This window comes from Sediminibacillus sp. JSM 1682029 (assembly GCF_041366435.1).
Classification (GTDB): Bacteria; Bacillota; Bacilli; order Bacillales; family Amphibacillaceae; genus Sediminibacillus; species Sediminibacillus terrae.
Genome location: NZ_JBEWYY010000001.1, coordinates 604,186 through 621,731, shown reverse-complemented (window position 1 = coordinate 621,731; position 17,546 = coordinate 604,186). Strand labels below are relative to the sequence as shown.

Sequence of the window (17,546 nt, the reverse complement as noted above, 5' to 3'; positions counted from 1 at the left end):
TTCATTTTTCCTCCTTTACTTTTGGCCGGGTCCTGACGACCATGATCAAACCAGCCAACAGTATCAAACAGGCTGTAATGTTCCAGACCAAGTCATAAGGGAGGATGTCGACATGATAGCGGATCTGATGCAACCTCCATAATTTATGTTGGATTGTCCCGTCATATAGTTGAAAGAGCCCAGCCCCAGTCAAAACGCCGCCCCACCAACGTTTGATATACCAGGCATTCCTTCTTCGCAAGTCCGCCACAAGAAACAAGCCGCCGATGGTAGCAAACCAACTGAAAGCATGAAAAAAACCATCTGAAACAAGTCCTATACTCGTTGTCGATTTATCATAAAAATGATGCCAGTGAAGCAGTTGATGAAAAACGGCTTCATCAAAAAAGGCAATCAGGCCCAAACCGAATAGAAAACCGGACCAAAGGTTGCGGGAAGCATATTGAACAGTAACCGGATAATCTTTATACATGAAGCTACTCCTCCTTCCGTAATGAATAGCATGCTTTTCCTATAGTTTGCCACAAATTAAAGAGATGAAAACCTAAGAATCGGAAGTGAACGTTTGTAAGAAGACGTATCTCGAGAAGAAGAGCGGCTCTCTGGGAAAGAAGATCAACTAGTAGAAAAAGAAGAGCGACTCTCTAGGAAAGAGGATCAACTTCCGGTAAGAAGAGCGACTCTCCGGGAAAGAAGATCAACTAGTAGAAAAAGAAGAGCGACTCTCTAGGAAAGAGGATCAACTTCCGGTAAGAAGAGCGACTCTCTGGGAAAGAAGATCAACTAGTAGAAAAAGAAGAGCGACTCTCTAGGAAAGAGGATCAACTTCCGGTAAGAAGAGCGGCTCTCCAGGAAAGAAGATCAACTAGTAGAAAAAGAAGATCTACTATCTGGGAAAGAAGATCAACTAGTAGAAAAAGAAGAGCGACTCTCTAGGAAAGAGGATCAACTTCCGGTAAGAAGAGCGGCTCTCCAGGAAAGAAGATCAACTAGTAGAAAAAGAAGATCTACTATCTGGGAAAGAGGATCAACTTCCGGTAAGAAGAGCGACTCTCCGGGAAAGAAGATCAACTAGTAGAAAAAGAAGAGCGACTCTCTAGGAAAGAGGATCAACTTCCGGTAAGAAGAGCGACTCTCCGGGAAAGAGGATCAACTAGTAGAAAAAGAAGAGCGACTCCCCAGGAAAGAGGATCAACTTTCGGTAAGCGGCTCGCCCTAAAAAGAAAATCAACAAGGTGATAATTCATTTGTACTAAGTCATCCGCTCCGTATGCTTTTTAAACAGCTTCATCACCAACAGGTGGATCATTGCCTGGCTATATTTGTAGACAAACCAGGGCAGGGATGGCCGATAACCGTGAATAGCAATTATGCAATCGTCGTTGGGAACTTGACAAAACTCCAGTCTGCCTGAAGAGTCGGCTGCAAGAAGCCCTCCTGCTATTCGAAAAACGGTTCGATTTGAACTACTTGCGTCTGAAGAATATTGAAGAACGAGCAGTGGATGGCTCAGAAAACGGGTGTGTATTTCGCACGAACTCCCACGCCATTTTATGTTGATTAGCGGGCTTGCCATTCGATTCAACCAGTTCAGGTAATAAAACGCTGTCCACTCTGCATCTTTTCCATAGGTCAGTCTGACACGCTGAATAGAACGAACGCCTGCAGTCCGGTCGGAAAATACTTTCGATACCTCAAATAAGGTCGATGGAAGTGGGAGTGTTTTAACCGGTATACCGGAAGTTTGGAGCATCTTTTCTACCTCGGCAGGGCTATCAGAAGGTATCCCCCCGTCAGGCTTCAAATAAATGATTTTTTTTAAGTTTGTTTCTCTGGCAGCTCTCGTAAAGCTGTCAGCTGCCAGCACCGTCATTTCCGGCAGATGCGCCTGGGATAGACGTGCTGCTGGGAATGCAACAGGGTAAGAAAATACTGCCAAGTCTGCCCCTTGCAATTCACTTTTTATAGCATTTACGTTAAAAAGGTCTGATTGTAATTTACGCAGTCCCATGGCATTGTAACTTCCAGCCAGTTTGTCCTGGATATTGTCCTGTAGAGTTGAACCGGCTCCTATAATAGCAACCGTCAACCGATTTATCTTTGTCATCGTCATTCCTCCGACCCTATATATCTTGTTGTTTATCTTTTCATTGTAAATCAACCATGCCCATTTGATAAAATGTAGAAAAGCTAAGGTGAGGAGAGGATAGGGGTGAAAGAGTTTAAAGTAACCTATTTTTTTGATCAGGAACACTACATCCGCCGGTTCATCTTTGCAGAGTCCCAGGAACTGGCCGAAGAGCTGATTCAAAGTGAGCGGGATGATTACGTCACATTTCGAGACAGCAGGGGTATCTATCACGAACTTCATCCCCGGGATGTCCGGGTAATCCAACTATCGGAGTATTTCCGAAAACAAAAAAAGCCGGAATAGATTACATTCAAAAAAGCATCCATTCCTGCCTCGGCGCAGGATGAATGCTTTCACTTCAGCTTTTAGATAAACGCAAGTACCGTCGATAACCGCTTATGGCAATCAGTATGCCGACCACCCCGCAGGCAAGCAAGATGGTTAAAGGCACCCATATATCCAAAATGCCGCCGCCATGAAGCAAGATTTCTTTATAGCCTTCCAATCCCCAATATTGCGGGATGAATTTGCAGATGGTCTGCATGATGTCCGGCATGATTTCGATCGGCATCCACAAACCGCCAAGCAAGGCTCCTCCCAATGCAAGGATTTGCGTCAGTGCGATCCCCATGTTTTCGCTTTTCACCAGGACTGCCATTGCCAATCCCCAACTTGTTGCAAGAAAAGCCTGAAAAAGGGACATGACGATAAGTGCCATCGGATCACCAAGCGGCAGGTCGTATACAAGGAACCCGAATAGGAACAGAACAGCGATTTGCAGGAGGACAATAATCATAAAAGGCACCCATTTACCCAAAAAATAGCTTTGGACAGGCAGGGGAGTGCTGGCTATGCGAGCGACCATCCCGCGTTCCCGATCCTTTATGAAGGTGATGACCATGGAAATCATGATGAAAAAGGTGAACATGACCGCATATCCAGGGATGATCTGTGTGATGATTTCTTTATATTCCACACCTTCCTGGCCGGAAAAAACAGCAACAAAAACAACAATGAATAAAATTGGCAAAATAAAAGTCCAAAACCATATTCCTTTATCTTGTATGTTCTTTTTTAACTCGGTCCTTGCTATCGCCCACAATCTAATCTCTCCTTCTGATTTAGTTATCCCGCAGCATTGTACCGGTCAATTGAAAGAAAATATCCTCCAGCTTCGGATAATACAATTCCAATCTACGTGGTTGCAGTTCCAGTTCTCGAAATCGGATGACCAACTTCTCCAATACGAAGAGCGGATCTGCATCGATGACTAAAAAGCCGTCTCCTTTAGAGGTGATAGGGTAGGGGTGGAGATGCTCTGCTTCTATTGTATCGCCGGAAACATATAAAGAAGGGGTGCCATACTTTTCCAACAACCTGTCCATGGTTCCGTTTTCCAATAATACTCCCTTGTCGATAAGACCGATACTGTCACAAAGGTGTTCGACCTCTTCCATGTAATGACTGGAATAAATAATGGTGCTGCCGTCTGCTTTTAACTGCTCGATAATGGAGAAAATGGATTTTCGTGATTGTGGGTCTATACCAACGGTGGGTTCATCCATGATAATGATGGCGGGTTCATGCAGCAGGGCGCAACCGATGTTCAACCGACGTTTCAACCCTCCGGAAAATTTCAGCACTTTGTCTTTGCTTCGTTCGGCCAAACCGATTTTTTCCAAAACATCCTCCATACGATTATGCAAATCTTTTCCTGAAAGTCCGTAAAGTCGGCCGAATAGCAGCAAATTATCTCTTGCTGTCAATGTTTCTTCCAGACAAAGTTCCTGCGGTACATAGCCGATCAGTTGCTTTACTGCTTGTTTTTCTTTTGTTACAGAAAAACGGTCAACGACAATGTCACCTTCAAAATGCTGTAAAATGCCAGCAAGAATTTTCATCAATGTCGACTTTCCGGCACCATTCGGACCGACAAGACCAAAGCAAGTTCCTTTGTCGATGGTAAACTCGATACTGGCCAGTGCCTGGAGGTTGCCATAGGACTTGCTAACTCGGGCTACTTCAATCAATTTTTCCCCTCCTTAAAAGTTCCTTTGTAAAAACATCTCTTTCACTTTACGCAAGTTACCGGAAAAGGTTTCAGAAATTTTCATTAATTGGAGCCGTAAGATAAGGGAGGTGACGTTTGAAATTTTTCCAAAAACTCAAAAACGAGGTTTTACCGGAGAGAGTTTAAAAGAAAGGACCGCCGATCGATCGTTTGTGTTGTCGATTGGCGGTCCTGCTCATTTTCATATTTCACCAGCGTATTGATTTCATTGTATGAAGTATTTTTTCCTTCTCTGCTTCAGCGATTTGCCAGGTTTTGATTTCTGACACCAACGCCGCCATCGTGATCCAGCCTTTCACAAAACTGTTTAGGCGGGCTGTCAAGGTGGCGTTATTAAAGGCTTCAAAAGTAGGGTACAGTTTTTGCAACTTGGTCACTGCGTCTGGGTATCTTTTTAAAAAGTATTTTTGGTGTCTTTCTTCAGCTAGTGTGAAGCTGTTAAAAGGGGCGATTTCTGTTTGAATGGTCATCGGTGACAGTGTTTCCAACTGTTTTTTAACCCTCTGAATCATAGGCAGCTGATTCGCATCATGATATAACAACAAAGACAAGTATTGGCGGCCTTTATAGTTTCTGCGGTTAGAGTTATGGCTATTCCAAAAATGTTCAAGCAGTGCATCATAGGAAAGAAGCGATGGATCGAAGTCGATTTGGACCACTTCGGTATGATTGCCGATTGTTTTATAAGTCGGATGATTTGTTGTCCCGCCGGCATAGCCAGTGCGGATGCGAACGACTCCAGGTAAATGCCCGAACCGGGCTTCTGTACCCCAGAATCATCCCATGCCAAGAGTGGCGATCTGCAGTGAATCGGTCCTTCCCGTTTTCATGATAACCCTCCAAAAATCAATTTTCATTCATCATACGTGTTTACTTCGACAATGTCCAGTGGATGGTCAAAAAGTTTGATAGACTTTTCAACATAACATGATAAACTAAAAGTAGTACATAAAGGGAGACATTTCTATGAAGCTCTGGTTGAAGAAAATATCTGTCATCTTGATAACATTCATGACGCTGGGTATGTACATCCCTCCGAACTATCTGGATACGAGCGCAGCAGAAAAAGACGAAGTTCTCTCAAAATCCGATTCCGAAACACATACTTCTTCTACTGTTGGTGTGATGGAGAGGGAAGACGAAGCAGAACCGCCGACTGATGGAACAACAGACAATAGCCAGTTGATTGCATCTTTCACGGAACAAGCAGCTGAGCGAACGGCTGCAAAACTTGGTCCAAGGATTTATCCCAAAGTGGAAGATGAGTTCACTTCCAATATTCTTCCGGTGCTTCAACAAGTTGTCCATGATATTTTGACAGAAGCAGGCGATGACAAAATCCCTTATTTTGTCATCACGGAACAATCGGGAAGCGGCTATGGCGAACGTATTTTCAATATCCACGACTACCAGACTGATGAGGATGTAGCTAAATTTCACGTTCGGCGTGATAACCGTCCTGGGGAAGGATACTGGTTTAATTTCCATTATCATTTAAACAGGGACGGCTTTGAAGGGCACTACACGATTGGGGAAATTTACTGGGACAAAAATACGCCGCCAAAATGGATGGCATAGTTATAGAAAAAGAAAGGCAGGAGCTGCAGGCTCCTGCCTTTCTCTATTATTAACCGTCTGAATCCTTCTTGTTTGCAGCATCACTTCCTGAACCGTCAGACCCCCCTGGTTGATCTGCCTCGCTTTTATCCTGGCTGTTTTCGGCTTCTGTGGAGCTGGAGGTTTCCCCCAAGTCCATCTTATTATTTTCCGTCTGACTATTGTTGTTTTCATTGGAGTCATTATTTTGGTTGGTGGTGCTGTCAGTATCCTTCTCGTCATTCTTGTTTTCTTCGGTGCTTCCACTTGATTCATCTGATGACTCCGAATTGTTTTCCTCCTTGTTCTGTCCTTGTTCATTTGAGTCTCCACTACCAGACTCTTCTTCGGGGATTTGGGAAGAATCACTCGAATTTTCCTGTTCACTTTCATCTTGATCCTCCGAATCTTGCTCTGTGTCTTCGTTGGGAGATGGTTCCTCTTCATTTTCTTGTTCGGTATCTTTTTGGGTTTCGGTATTGTTCTTTGGATCCTTGTTGTCTGTTTCATTTTCATCCCCCTGGGAAGAAGAATTGCTTTTCTCTTTCTCTTCATTGTTTGATTCATTTCCACCGTTATTTTGTTCCTGATCAGAACTGCTCTCCGAATTTTCTTGTGCGTCGTCATGTGTGTCGACAACGATGGAAGCAGGATCGCTTTCCTCTTCTTCCGAGACGGCCCGGACAGTAAAGGTGTAGGAACCACCCGAATCGATGGCAGGAATGTCTATTTCCGTTTTGTCTGTTTCTTTAGTTGTGGCGGCGGAACCATCTTCGGCAGATACCTCCACCTCAAAATGCACCTCCCGGTCGTCGTCTTCCTCCTGTTCATAGTCCCAGTCTAATCGGACCGTTGCTTCTTCTTTAACGTAGTCTGCAGACAATTCTTCGGGCGCAGGCAGTTCCGGGATGAATTCCTCTGATTCCTCTTTGGGGACTTCTCCTTTTACAAACAGTTCGGTTGAGATTTTGTCTTCAGGAGTAAAACTGCTGGCGAGTTTCGGAGGATTGGTCCCTTCTTCTATTTCTTTTTCTACGACACTATCCGGCTTAGTGAAGTCTTCAGTGTCCGTATCCTTGGAAACCTCTTTCATGACATGCTTGAATATCTTTTTGGCGATATCTTTTTCATTTCCTGTCAACGGGTTTTTTCTATCTTGATAGCCGGTCCAAATTGCTGCTGTGTAATCGGTCGTGTAACCGGCAAACCAGGAATCCGGTGAGCTGTCATCCGGAATATTGTATTTTTCTATTGACTCATCTGAATAATTGGTGGTGCCGGTTTTTCCCGCTACAGGCAGTCCGGGAATATTCGCCTTGTATCCTGTGGCTGCCGGTTTTTTAATGACATCCTTTAACATATCGGTAACCATGTAAGAGGTATAGTCTTCCATTGCCTGTTGACTCTCATGTTCCGTTTCCAATGTGTCTCCGTCTCTTTCTTCGATTTTCGTAACAGTGTATGGTTCGTTATATGATCCACCGTTTCCGAATGCGGCATAAGCCCCGGCTATTTCCAGGGGGCTCGTGCCTTTTGATATTCCGCCGATTGCTGCACTTTCCATCAAGGGTTCCTCCAAATTCAAACCAAGCTTTTCGGCGAAATCGGCGGCATTTTCGTGTCCGGCTTTATTGAACGTTTTGATGGCCGGAATGTTTCGCGAATCCCATAATGCTTCGCGTATAGTGATCTCCCCTTTATATTCCCCATCCCAGTTTTGTGGTTCCTCGCCATTTTCATATTTAAATTTTTCATCGTCGACTATATGTGCGGTGGACCACTTTTTATATTCAATAGCAGGTCCGTATGCCAAAATCGGTTTCATGACGGAGCCAGGCTGCCTGCTTGTATCGGTGGCAAAATTGAAACCGCGTTTGGTTTCCTTGGCATAGTTACGGCCGCCGCCAACAGCCCGGATCGCCCCGCTTTTTGTATCAAGCAATGTGATTCCTGCCTGGAAAGGCTGCCCGTCCTTATCTTCTGGATAATCAATTACCTCTTCCTTGTCCAGTATGTTTTCGACAGTTGATTGGGCATCAGGGTCCAGGGTAGTGTGGATTTTCAAACCATCCTCGTAAATATTGTAATCGCCGAGGGCATCTACCTCACTGATGACAACGTCTATAAAAGCCTCATACCCATCAGAAGCTGATAAGTAAGTCCGTTCTCCCTCATCCCGTTCGACGAGTCCCTCGGTGATCGGCGTTTTTTCTGCCTCCACACGTTCCTTATGGGAAATTTTATCGTGTTCTTCCATTAGAGCGAGGACGATATTACGTCTTTCCTTGGCGCGTTCGGGATGGTCGTATGGGTTGTAACCGTTCGGGCTTTGCGGCATACCGGCAAGCAGTGCCGCTTGCGGCAGCGTCAGCTCTTCAAGCTCCTTGCCGAAATAGTAGTCGGCTGCAGTCTCGATGCCGTATATGTTATCGGAGAAATAAATTTTGTTGACATACATTTCAAAGATTTCCTGTTTACTGTATTCCTGCTCCAGTTTAACAGCCAGCCAAGCTTCCTGGGCTTTTCTTTTTAAAGTCTTCTCCGACGATAAAAAGGAGCGTTTTACGACTTGTTGTGTAAGCGTGCTGGCTCCTTCAGAGCCAAATCCTTCGGTTACATTGGCTATCACCGCTCCGCCAAGTCTCAGAGGATCAACACCGAAATGATCATAAAATCGGGCATCTTCTGTAGCTATAATGGCATCCTCTACTAAATCGGGGATTTCGTCATAATTTACTTGCTCTCTTTTTTTGTTGCCTATCGCTGCCACCACGTTGCCGTCTTTATCAAGGATTTGGGAGGCGGCCGAATCTACCAATTCCTTTTCACTTAAAGGCGGAGCCTGGTTCGCGTAATAAGCAAACACACCGGCACCAGTCAGAAGGCCGGCCAGTCCTAATATAAAAAGCAGGAAAATTAGTTTCAGCCAAAGTGGTTTCTTTTTCCTTCTTTTCATTCGGGAATTCTGTTCAGCCATGTTGGTTTCCTCACTTTCAATAAAGCGTACACGGTTCTTCCAGTTTCGGGTTTTCTGTGTACGCTGATTCATACTAAAAAATAAAGACTCTTGGTTGTATACCCGATTCAGTCTGTGATGGAACTTTCAGTTTTTGCCAAAACGTCGGGCTGTTCAGTCATGTTTCTTTGTATTTTGGAATCTACTATAAAAAAAGCCATTTCGGGGGACAACCTGGAGGAAGACTGGACAGTCCGCCCGGCAATAAGTACAATTTTAGAGGAGGGGGGGATGAAGATGAGCGAGAAACAAAAAACAATGATTCAAGTGAGGGATAACGGCTCCATCCTAGTCAAGGGGGAAGTCGAATTGTTGGATGCAGAAGGCAATGTGTATGAAACAAAACCCGCATTTTCTTTATGCAGGTGCGGTGCTTCCAGCAACAAGCCGTTCTGTGACGGTACGCATAAGAAAATTGGATTCGAAAGCAAAACGCGGGTACACGAGAAAGAATAAAAATAGGTGAGCTTGAGAAAAGCGGAAGGGGAAAGTTATGGAATTCATCGGTTTGATTATTTCAGTGGTGGTCACCATCTACCTAGTGGTCGATGCGCCTAAGCATGGAAAGAGCCCGGTTTTATGGGGAGTACTAGGCTTTATATTCAGCTTGTTGACGCTTGGAATCTATTGGATCCAGACAGGGAGAAAAGTCATTGGCTGGGTTCTGACTATCGTTATCATCATCGGGATTATTTTGATTCTGTTTGCGTTCTTTGCGTTATTTTGGTTCATAGTCGATTCTCAATAGTCATGAGTGGATAAATGAAGGAGGGGCAATAAAATGTTTAAAAAGGTAGCTTCAGATGCGCTGGGATTAAGTGATATCGGAAGTGTGATCACACCGGAGGATTACGACAAAACGGACGCCGATGATTATGTGATGCACGAGGATGGAGAAAAAATCTACTTTTTGATCAAATCAAAGTCAGATGAGTATTGCTTCACAAACAAGGCGTTGATTCACTTGGATGGCACGAGTGCCACTAGCAAGAAGAAGACATTGCATCGACATAGTTACTATGCAAAGGATGTCTCGAACGTGGCACTGGAAACAGCAGGAACCATCGATTTGGATGTAGAAATCAAGTTCACGTTAGGCGGGACGGCATTTTCTATCGATGTACATAAAAAGTTCATCGCCGAAATAAAAGATTTATATAAGACTCTTTTGAAAATGGAGGAAATCACAGAGGACAACCAGCTTTACCTTGATTACGCGAAGCAAAGTCTTGAGCTGGCATCTGCCACGCTTAACCAAAGCAGGAGCAGCGAAGCGCGTATATCGGAGGAATTCCATGATATCAACCAGGCAGCATTTGACTGGTTAAAAAGTCAGAAAAAGCTTTATACAAGAAAAGACTACGGAGAAATTTTTGAACTGTTTATCAATCATTGAAGAAAAGGGCTGTGCATAAGTCGATAAAAGACTTACGCACAGCCCTTGTTTTTTCTTGGTCGACGTCCCGATTGAATTCCACTATTCCCCTGAAATAGCAAAAAACGATGATGTCCAGAAGAAAGAGAAAAACGGAGAGAAGTGCTTCTAAAGACTTATCGAGTCGTGAAAGAACATGAAAATAACAGGAAGAAGGACCCGGAAATGGAAACCCTTTCCCCAAAAAACCTTGTAAGATAATCTTACAATGGAATTGCGCGAAAATTCCGATACTGCTACATTTATACTTAACATTTGATGTTAAAAGACATCACATGAAAGGGGAGGGGAACTTATGGATCCTATTTTTTTAATGAATAATGTATGGATCATGGTTAGCGGAGTACTCGTGTTTTTGATGCTTGGAGGATTTATCTTGCTGGAGGCAGGTTCGACCCGTATGAAGAACGCCGGTCATATTGCAGGCAAGACAGTATTCACTGTCGGAATCACCTCTTTGGTGTTCTGGGCAGTCGGCTGGGGGTTAATCTATGGAAGTGAAGGAACGTTAGTCGGGTTTGGCGATTTCTTTTTTGGTGATGCCACCACCATGGGCGAGGGATTGGCGGGTTCGACCGACTTTTTCTTTCAAATGGCATTTGCTTGTATCGCGATGACCATTGCTTTTGGAGGATTCGCGGAAAGGGCGAAATTGTCTGCTTATGTAGTATTCGCTGTTCTGTTTTCGGCGCTTATTTACCCGGTGGTTGCCCATTGGATTTGGGGAGGCGGCTGGCTCGCCGATCACGGGAAACAGGATTTCGCTGGATCGACAGTTGTCCATTTGACTGGAGCAATGGCTGCGTTGGCAGCAACCATCATTTTGAAGCCGAGAATCGGTAAGTATAACAAAAATGGTTCTTCTAATGATATTGCCGGTCATAATCAGGTATATACCGCGTTAGGTGTGTTGATTCTTTGGATCGGCTGGTTTGGGTTCAACGCAGGGAGCACACTCGGAGTAGCGGATGCGTTCTTCGGATATGTTGCGCTGAATACTCAATTGGCAGCAGGTGCCGGTGCCATCGGTGCAATGCTGATTGTATGGACGGTCACTGGAAAAGCGGATGTGCCGACCACCTTGAATGGTGCGCTTGCAGGCCTTGTTGCCATCACGGCATCTTGTGCATTCGTGGAACCTTGGGCAGCAGTAGTCATCGGGTTTGTCGGTGGATTGATCGTCTTCTTGAGCATGAAATTTTTCGACAAAGCAAAAATCGACGATCCCATCTTCGCATTGTCTGTTCATGGTACAGTAGGTGTATGGGGAACCTTGTCCAATGGGTTATTCGCGACGCCTGAATTGGCAAGTGTCGGTCGACCGGGCCTATTCTATGGCGGAGGCTTCGAACAATTGGGCGTTCAAATCATGGGGGTTGTCACCAGTGGGTTGTATGCCTTTGTTGTTGCCTTCATCCTGTTGAAAATCATGCAAAAAGTCATGGGCGGCCTCCGCGTTTCGGAAGAAGAAGAAATCGTCGGCCTAGACTTGAGTGAACATGGCAGCTATGGTTATCCTGAAAATTTGCCACAGACCAATAAAAATACGGAAGCGACAGGAGCGTAATGTTGTCAAAAAGGATGGATTCGGTTGTGAAATCTTATGAGGAAATCAACGCTCAGCGCCAATCTCTCATGGCAGCTGCAGCAGATCATCAAAAACTGAATTCATACCATGATCAATTGATGGCAAACACTGTCCGATTGGCACTTGAAAAAGTCAAAGGAGAGCTGGGAGACCCCCCTGCTCCCTTTGCTTTCTTTTTAATGGGAAGTGCCGGCAGGTTTGAACAATCGGTTTGGAGCGATCAAGACCACGGTATTGTTTTTGCCGGGGATGATTCGAGTAAATCTTATTTTTTAAGGGCAGGAGTTGAAATAGCAGACGCATTGGAGGCGGTTGGTTATGAGCGCTGCGATGGAGAAGTGATGTCTTGCAATCCGCTGTGGTGTAAGTCCGTGGAGGGATGGCATCGGCAAGTGACGGAGTGGTTGACGGAAGCCAGCTGGCAGTCCTTACGTCATTTTTCCACTTTCTTTGATTCCCGGGTTTTGATAGGGAATACCGACTATTTAGCGCAACTGAAACAAACCGCTTTTTCGATCCTTGAAAAGCAGCCGGGCCTTTATCGTCGTCTCATTGATAACGTTGATTTTTATCGGAAAGGAATCGGTATATTCGGACAGCTGCTTCCTGAACGACAAGGGGAACAGACCGGCTCCATCCATTTAAAACAGAAGGCGTTTTTTCCGTATGTCAATGCGTTAAGACTACTGGCCTTAAAGAATAAGATTTACGCTCCTTCCACCTTATCGAGATTCAACCAGCTGCCCGAGGAAGACCGTTTTTTGAAGACGTATGAAAAAGACTTTAGAGCACTTCTGGATTTCCGGTTGAAATTTCGCAGAGATGCAAAGACATATAAGGAAGTGCACCTTGTCCCGATTCAGGATTTAAACAGACAGGAAAAACAGGAGTTAAAGAACATGATGAGAAAAGGATATAAGCTTTTTTCCAAAACGAAATCCAAAATCGAAGAAGCGTGCCCGAAATGATCATGGATCAGATGATTCAATTTGTGAAACAGATGTCGGGAAAATTTGGAGTAAGTCCTTATGCAACGCTTCCGAATCAGTCAGACCCTGGAAAAATAGCTTACATGCGGGAGTTGCAGCGGGAGTTGAAAAACAAAGAGGTACTTGAAGTACCTTTATCAGAATTGAGGGTGGTCGTTTTTGATTTGGAAACGACTGGTTTTTTTCCGTATAAAGGGGATCAGATTCTATCAATCGGGGCTGTGAAAATGCGAGGTGATCAGCTTCTTGACAAGGAAACGTTTTATGCTCCCGTGAACTGTGAAACGGCTCTTCCTGAAGAAATAACGAATCTTACCGGATTGACGGATGAGGCGCTTGCAGAGGCTGATACCATTCATGATGTATTAAGGGAATTCTACCAGTTTATCAAAACCGACCCGTTAGTGGCACATCACGCCAGTCATGAAAAGCAGTTTATGAAGCATGCAACCTGGATGTCACTTCGTATGAACTTCCAACACCGGGTAATCGATACATCTTTTTTGACGAAGACCGCAGAACCAGATGCACAATTGGTGACATTGGATGAATGCTGTGCCCACTTCGGAATAGAAATTCCCCATCGACATCATGCGCTTCATGACGCCATTGCCGCCGCACGCCTTTGGGCGGCATGTATTGAAACGGTGCAAAAACGTGGATTTACAAACCTAAAGGAAGTATACGCACACTTGGCATCCAAATGAGGCTGCCATTGGAGAGGAAGTAAAAGGAGGGGAAGGGGTTGAGCCGTGATATTCCTGACGATGTAGCTGCTTTCCCGATCAGTGTAGTGAAGGATTTAACAAGTTTGTCTGCCAGACAGATTCGGTACTATGAAAAGCATGGATTGATTAAACCTGCCAGAAACGAAGCTAATAGAAGGGTGTATACCTTGAACGACATTAACAGGCTGCGAGAAGTGAAGGAGCTGATCGACAAAGGAATCAATATTGCCGGCATCAAGGCAATGCTTAATTCGTGATCAACAAGGAACAGCTTCTTGGTTTTCAAAGAAAAGGCGGTGCAGAAGTAGAAAATGGATTGGCAGAAATCGAAAAGGCTTATGACTGCTCTTACACAGTCATAAGCCTTTTTTATCCTGCCAAAATGGTCGTGGGGGGAGCAGGTCGGGTCATGTGTTTCTTTTGATTAATAATTAACAGCATTATAGGAATTGATTCTGCCATGCTCGAAATAGTAACCAGTTCCGCTGATTGGATCGGCTGTTTGTTCGATGGCCTGACGGATCTGGACATTGTTTCTTCCTTGTCCGGCTAATAATCCGGCTAAACCTGCGACGTGAGGGGAGGCCATCGAGGTTCCGGACATATATGCATACCCATTGTTAGGGACAGTGGCTGCAATATCTACACCTGGAGCTGTTACATCTACCCAGGTACCATAGTTGGAGAACGATGCCTTTTGATCGTTTCGATCAACCGCTCCGACAGCGATGACATTGTTGTAGGACGCAGGTTCGAAAGTGGTGGAAACACCGTCGTTGCCAGCGGCTGCCACAACTACGGAACCTTTATTCCAAGCATAATTCACGGCATTTTCCAAAGTTTGTGTATCGCAATTACATCCCAACGATAAGTTGATGACTTCTGCGCCATAGTCGGCAGCATATCGAATGCCATCAGCGATATCAGCCAGTGAACCACTACCGTTGGCATCTAATACCCGGACAGCTAGAATGGATGTATTCGGTGACATGCCTGCGATACCCGCTCCGTTGTTTGTTTCCGCAGCGGCTGTACCTGCAACATGAGTGCCATGACCGTTCAAGTCCATCGGTGTGTAGTCGTTATCGACGAAATCGTATCCTCTAATCGTTTTGCTGTCCAAATCAGTATGGTTGTAATCGACGCCTGTATCCAAAATAGCTATTTCCTGGCCGCTGCTACCTCTCGTTACATCCCATGCTCTGTTAGTGGAGGTGTTCTGTGGTCCATACTGATAATTGCGATAGTAAGTATCATTTGGTGTCCAGGTCGCACTAAATGTGTAGTTCGGCTCTGCATACTCTACATTCGGGTTTTTCTCGAGTGCCTTTACGACTGCTTCTACATTGCCTACTTGCAGCACTTTGAAAGGGGAATCCACCTTATCCTCATCAGGAAGGACTTTTGCATTCAGACTCTGCAATGTCTTGCTCTGCAGGGATTTTCCCGCTTTCTCTTTGAATTTGACGACTACCTCGCCTTTTTGATAGCTCCCTTTCTCGACAGATGCTACTGGAGCGGGTGCTTCTTTTGACTTTTCCAGCTGATCGGTTGTGGATGCTGCATCGGTGAGTGACGGAAAAATGGCCAAAGAGACAACAAGTGACAAACCGGCAAACAATGAACTTTTCATACAATTCCTCCTTTAAAAGATTTATCTACCAATTCTGCGATAAATTAGGAATTCCTGCTAAAATAAGGTTGGGAAAATCCTAGAAAATTACTTGGATTAAAGAGGATTGGGAAGGGGATGTTTCCTGGTGGGAATATATGCCAAAAGCCCCGACTCTTCATTTTTTCTGTAAAAAAAGAGGAAAGCTGTTGATAAAAAGGGGAGAATAAACATGCTCCAGCTATCCTGTTTGAAAAATAAAGAAAAACCCTGTGTAATCGGATTACACAGGGTGAAAAAAGAGTGCTGTTTAAATTTTGAATTGTTTGACCAAATCCTGTAACTCTTCGGCCATTTGAGAGAGAGAAGTGGCTGATCCACTGATTTCTTCCATGGATGCCAGCTGCTCTTCAGTAGAAGCTGAGACATTCTGGGCTCCATCTGAAGTGAAATCCGCAACCTTTGCTACTTCTTCAAATGTGCTGACAAATTGCTCGGTACCAGAGGCGATTTCCTGGATTTTAGAAGTGACCTGTTCGATTTGCTGGGAAACGGTGGTGACAAATCCGGTAATTTCGGAAAATGACTCGCCGGCATGGTGAACCACTGTAATCCCTTTTTCGACTTCTTCCGTACCTGATTTCATCGATTCCACTGCGTTGGATGTTTCAGTTTGAATCGTTCCGATCATTTGACGGATTTGGTCTGTCGATTGTGCCGATTGTTCAGCTAACTTACGGACTTCGTCTGCAACGACCGCAAACCCTTTGCCGTGTTCGCCGGCCCGCGCCGCTTCAATGGCAGCATTTAATGCAAGCAGATTGGTTTGTTCGGCTATATCAGTGATGACGTCGACTATTTTGCTGATTTCTTTAGAATGGCTGCCAAGACCTTGAATACTGCCGGACAGCTCGTTGACTGTTTGCTTGATATATTCCATTTGCCCGACCGTTGTTTCAATTGCTTTGTTTCCTTCTTTTACAGCAGAAGATGCACTTGCTGTCGTAGATGAAACTTCATTAGAGCTTTCTGCAATTAGCTGGATCGATTTGGACATTTCCTCAGCCATTTGCGTACTTTCGACAATCCGAGAAGATTGGCTGTCCATTCCGGAAGCCACTTCCTGAATGGAGGACGAGATCTGCTCCGTAGCAGAAGTGTTTTGTTCGGTGCTGGCGTTCAACTGCTCGGACGAAGCAGCCAGTCCGCTGGCTTTTTCACGTACTTGCAAAATGACGTTGCTCAGATTGTTGCGCATTTTGTTGAATGCTTCTCCGAGTTTGCCCAGTTCATCGTTGCGTTGGACATCGACACTGACACTGAGGTCGCCGTCACTGATGCGATCAGCTGCGCTGACCAGGTCGCTTATCGGTTTGTTGATGGAGCGGATAATAAAGAAGATGACTGCTCCGCCAAGTAAGATTGCTATTGCGATGACAATGATGGTAGTAATCAGGATGGGCATTACTGCTGAACTGACTTCGTCCTGGAACATGGTGCCGACGACTTTCCAGCCGGTGACATCACTGGTCGCGAATGCAAGTTTTTTCTGTTCTCCTTCGAAGCTGTAATCAAAACTTCCTGATTCATTGTTTTGAATATCCTGGAAAAAGTCTTCCGTTGCTTCAGATCCCGCTTCATTGGTCGGGTGGCTGATGTAATGATTGGTGCCATCCAATAAAAATAAATATCCTTCTTTTCCTATCGAAACCTGGTTCGTCATATCGGTAAGACTGCCGAGTTTCAAGTTGACAGCAACGACACCCTGGTTGTCGGCAGTTGCCTTTGCCAATGTCACCACTACCTGTTCGGAAGACTTGGAGACATACGGATCGGTTACGATCACATTGCCTTTTTCCTCCATTGCTTGCTGGTACCACGGTCGTTCACGTGGATCGTAATCAGGCGGGTTTTTGAAAGATGTCGGTGAATTCATGAATTGTCCTGCCTCGGTGCCGACAAAAGTCTGCTCCACATCTGCCTTGGAATCCTGGATAGTATCCAGCAATTCCCGCGTACGGGCATCATTGTTGTTTTCAATGTCGGCAGCTTGAATCGTATTGGACAGGTAATCGATGTTTTCCTGTTGGGCGGAGACGAATTGGTCTACCGTCTGACTGACAAGGTTCACATTCTTCTTGATGGTTTCTTCCATCTGGCTTTCCACTTTGTTTGCGGAGCTTATGTACGAGCTGACTGCAATGATGACGCTCGGAATTAATAGTACTCCTAAAAAAGCAATAATCAGTCTGTTTTTTAAACTGAATGATCGGTTGCCGCTCTTTTTCTTTTTCATTGGTTTTCCCCCTGTTCTTGTTGCAAAATAAAACGTTGCCTCGTTTAATTTATGCCCGCTATGATTATATCGTCTTAATTTACA

General features: G+C 44.9%; 15 protein-coding genes and 2 pseudogenes. 9 read left to right on the top strand and 8 right to left on the bottom strand.

The window, feature by feature from the left end; genetic code table 11:
- Position 1: 1 nt before the first annotated feature.
- Both ABVF09_RS03140 and ABVF09_RS03135 read right to left on the bottom strand, forming a co-directional pair.
- Positions 2–472: a DUF2243 domain-containing protein gene (locus tag ABVF09_RS03140; RefSeq protein ID WP_026571712.1), complete on the bottom strand. Its 471-nt coding sequence runs from the start codon at positions 470–472 to the stop codon at positions 2–4.
- A 780-nt stretch (positions 473–1,252) separates the two neighbouring features.
- Positions 1,253–2,107, bottom strand: coding sequence for a Rossmann-fold NAD(P)-binding domain-containing protein (locus ABVF09_RS03135; RefSeq protein ID WP_371068594.1), 855 nt, complete (start codon positions 2,105–2,107; stop codon positions 1,253–1,255).
- 105 nt (positions 2,108–2,212) lie between these two features.
- Between ABVF09_RS03135 and ABVF09_RS03130 the strand changes: the two genes are divergently transcribed.
- On the top strand, positions 2,213–2,434 hold the full coding sequence (locus ABVF09_RS03130; RefSeq protein WP_026771612.1) for a hypothetical protein: 222 nt from the start codon (positions 2,213–2,215) through the stop codon (positions 2,432–2,434).
- 55 nt (positions 2,435–2,489) lie between these two features.
- Here the strand turns inward: ABVF09_RS03130 and ABVF09_RS03125 are convergent, their stop codons facing one another.
- The 3 genes and pseudogenes from ABVF09_RS03125 to ABVF09_RS03115 all read right to left on the bottom strand — a co-directional run.
- On the bottom strand, positions 2,490–3,233 hold the full coding sequence (locus ABVF09_RS03125; RefSeq protein ID WP_026571715.1) for an ABC transporter permease: 744 nt from the start codon (positions 3,231–3,233) through the stop codon (positions 2,490–2,492).
- Between the two features lie 19 nt (positions 3,234–3,252).
- Entirely contained in the window at positions 3,253–4,161 is a 909-nt protein-coding gene (locus ABVF09_RS03120; RefSeq protein ID WP_371068593.1) for an ABC transporter ATP-binding protein, read from the bottom strand.
- Positions 4,162–4,390: 229 nt separating this feature from the next.
- Positions 4,391–4,966 (bottom strand): annotated as a pseudogene (locus ABVF09_RS03115) (peptide-methionine (S)-S-oxide reductase MsrA); the annotation flags it as partial.
- A gap of 202 nt (positions 4,967–5,168) precedes the next feature.
- Here ABVF09_RS03115 and ABVF09_RS03110 point away from each other — a divergent pair.
- Positions 5,169–5,780, top strand: coding sequence for a YpjP family protein (locus tag ABVF09_RS03110; RefSeq protein ID WP_026571717.1), 612 nt, complete (start codon positions 5,169–5,171; stop codon positions 5,778–5,780).
- 49 nt (positions 5,781–5,829) lie between these two features.
- Here ABVF09_RS03110 and ABVF09_RS03105 read toward each other — a convergent pair whose 3' ends face one another.
- Positions 5,830–8,775 (bottom strand): PBP1A family penicillin-binding protein, encoded by a 2,946-nt coding sequence (locus ABVF09_RS03105; protein WP_371068592.1) that lies wholly within the window; start codon positions 8,773–8,775, stop codon positions 5,830–5,832.
- Between the two features lie 276 nt (positions 8,776–9,051).
- On the opposite strand from ABVF09_RS03105, the gene ABVF09_RS03100 reads away from it, so the two are divergent.
- The 7 genes and pseudogenes from ABVF09_RS03100 to ABVF09_RS03070 form a co-directional block, all read left to right on the top strand.
- Positions 9,052–9,270, top strand: coding sequence for a CDGSH iron-sulfur domain-containing protein (locus tag ABVF09_RS03100; protein ID WP_026571718.1), 219 nt, complete (start codon positions 9,052–9,054; stop codon positions 9,268–9,270).
- Positions 9,271–9,307: 37 nt separating this feature from the next.
- On the top strand, positions 9,308–9,562 hold the full coding sequence (locus ABVF09_RS03095; RefSeq protein WP_371068591.1) for a hypothetical protein: 255 nt from the start codon (positions 9,308–9,310) through the stop codon (positions 9,560–9,562).
- A 33-nt stretch (positions 9,563–9,595) separates the two neighbouring features.
- Positions 9,596–10,210, top strand: coding sequence for a PH domain-containing protein (locus tag ABVF09_RS03090; protein WP_153462084.1), 615 nt, complete (start codon positions 9,596–9,598; stop codon positions 10,208–10,210).
- Positions 10,211–10,544: 334 nt separating this feature from the next.
- On the top strand, positions 10,545–11,816 hold the full coding sequence (locus tag ABVF09_RS03085; protein WP_026571721.1) for an ammonium transporter: 1,272 nt from the start codon (positions 10,545–10,547) through the stop codon (positions 11,814–11,816).
- A 26-nt stretch (positions 11,817–11,842) separates the two neighbouring features.
- Positions 11,843–12,805 (top strand): DUF294 nucleotidyltransferase-like domain-containing protein, encoded by a 963-nt coding sequence (locus tag ABVF09_RS03080; RefSeq protein WP_237648595.1) that lies wholly within the window; start codon positions 11,843–11,845, stop codon positions 12,803–12,805.
- Positions 12,802–13,533 carry an exonuclease domain-containing protein gene (locus tag ABVF09_RS03075; protein ID WP_026571723.1) on the top strand — a complete coding sequence of 244 codons (732 nt, stop codon included), beginning with the start codon at positions 12,802–12,804 and terminating at the stop codon, positions 13,531–13,533. Before ABVF09_RS03080 ends, ABVF09_RS03075 begins: the two co-directional genes overlap by 4 nt.
- 38 nt (positions 13,534–13,571) lie before the next feature.
- Positions 13,572–13,793: pseudogene (locus tag ABVF09_RS03070) on the top strand (MerR family transcriptional regulator); the annotation flags it as partial.
- 185 nt (positions 13,794–13,978) lie between these two features.
- Here the strand turns inward: ABVF09_RS03070 and ABVF09_RS03065 are convergent.
- Together ABVF09_RS03065 and ABVF09_RS03060 are read right to left on the bottom strand one after the other, a co-directional pair.
- Positions 13,979–15,187: a S8 family peptidase gene (locus ABVF09_RS03065; RefSeq protein WP_026571724.1), complete on the bottom strand. Its 1,209-nt coding sequence runs from the start codon at positions 15,185–15,187 to the stop codon at positions 13,979–13,981.
- 289 nt (positions 15,188–15,476) lie between these two features.
- Positions 15,477–17,462, bottom strand: a complete 1,986-nt coding sequence (locus ABVF09_RS03060; protein ID WP_026571725.1) for a methyl-accepting chemotaxis protein — start codon at positions 17,460–17,462, stop codon at positions 15,477–15,479.
- Between the last annotated feature and the right edge of the window lie 84 nt (positions 17,463–17,546).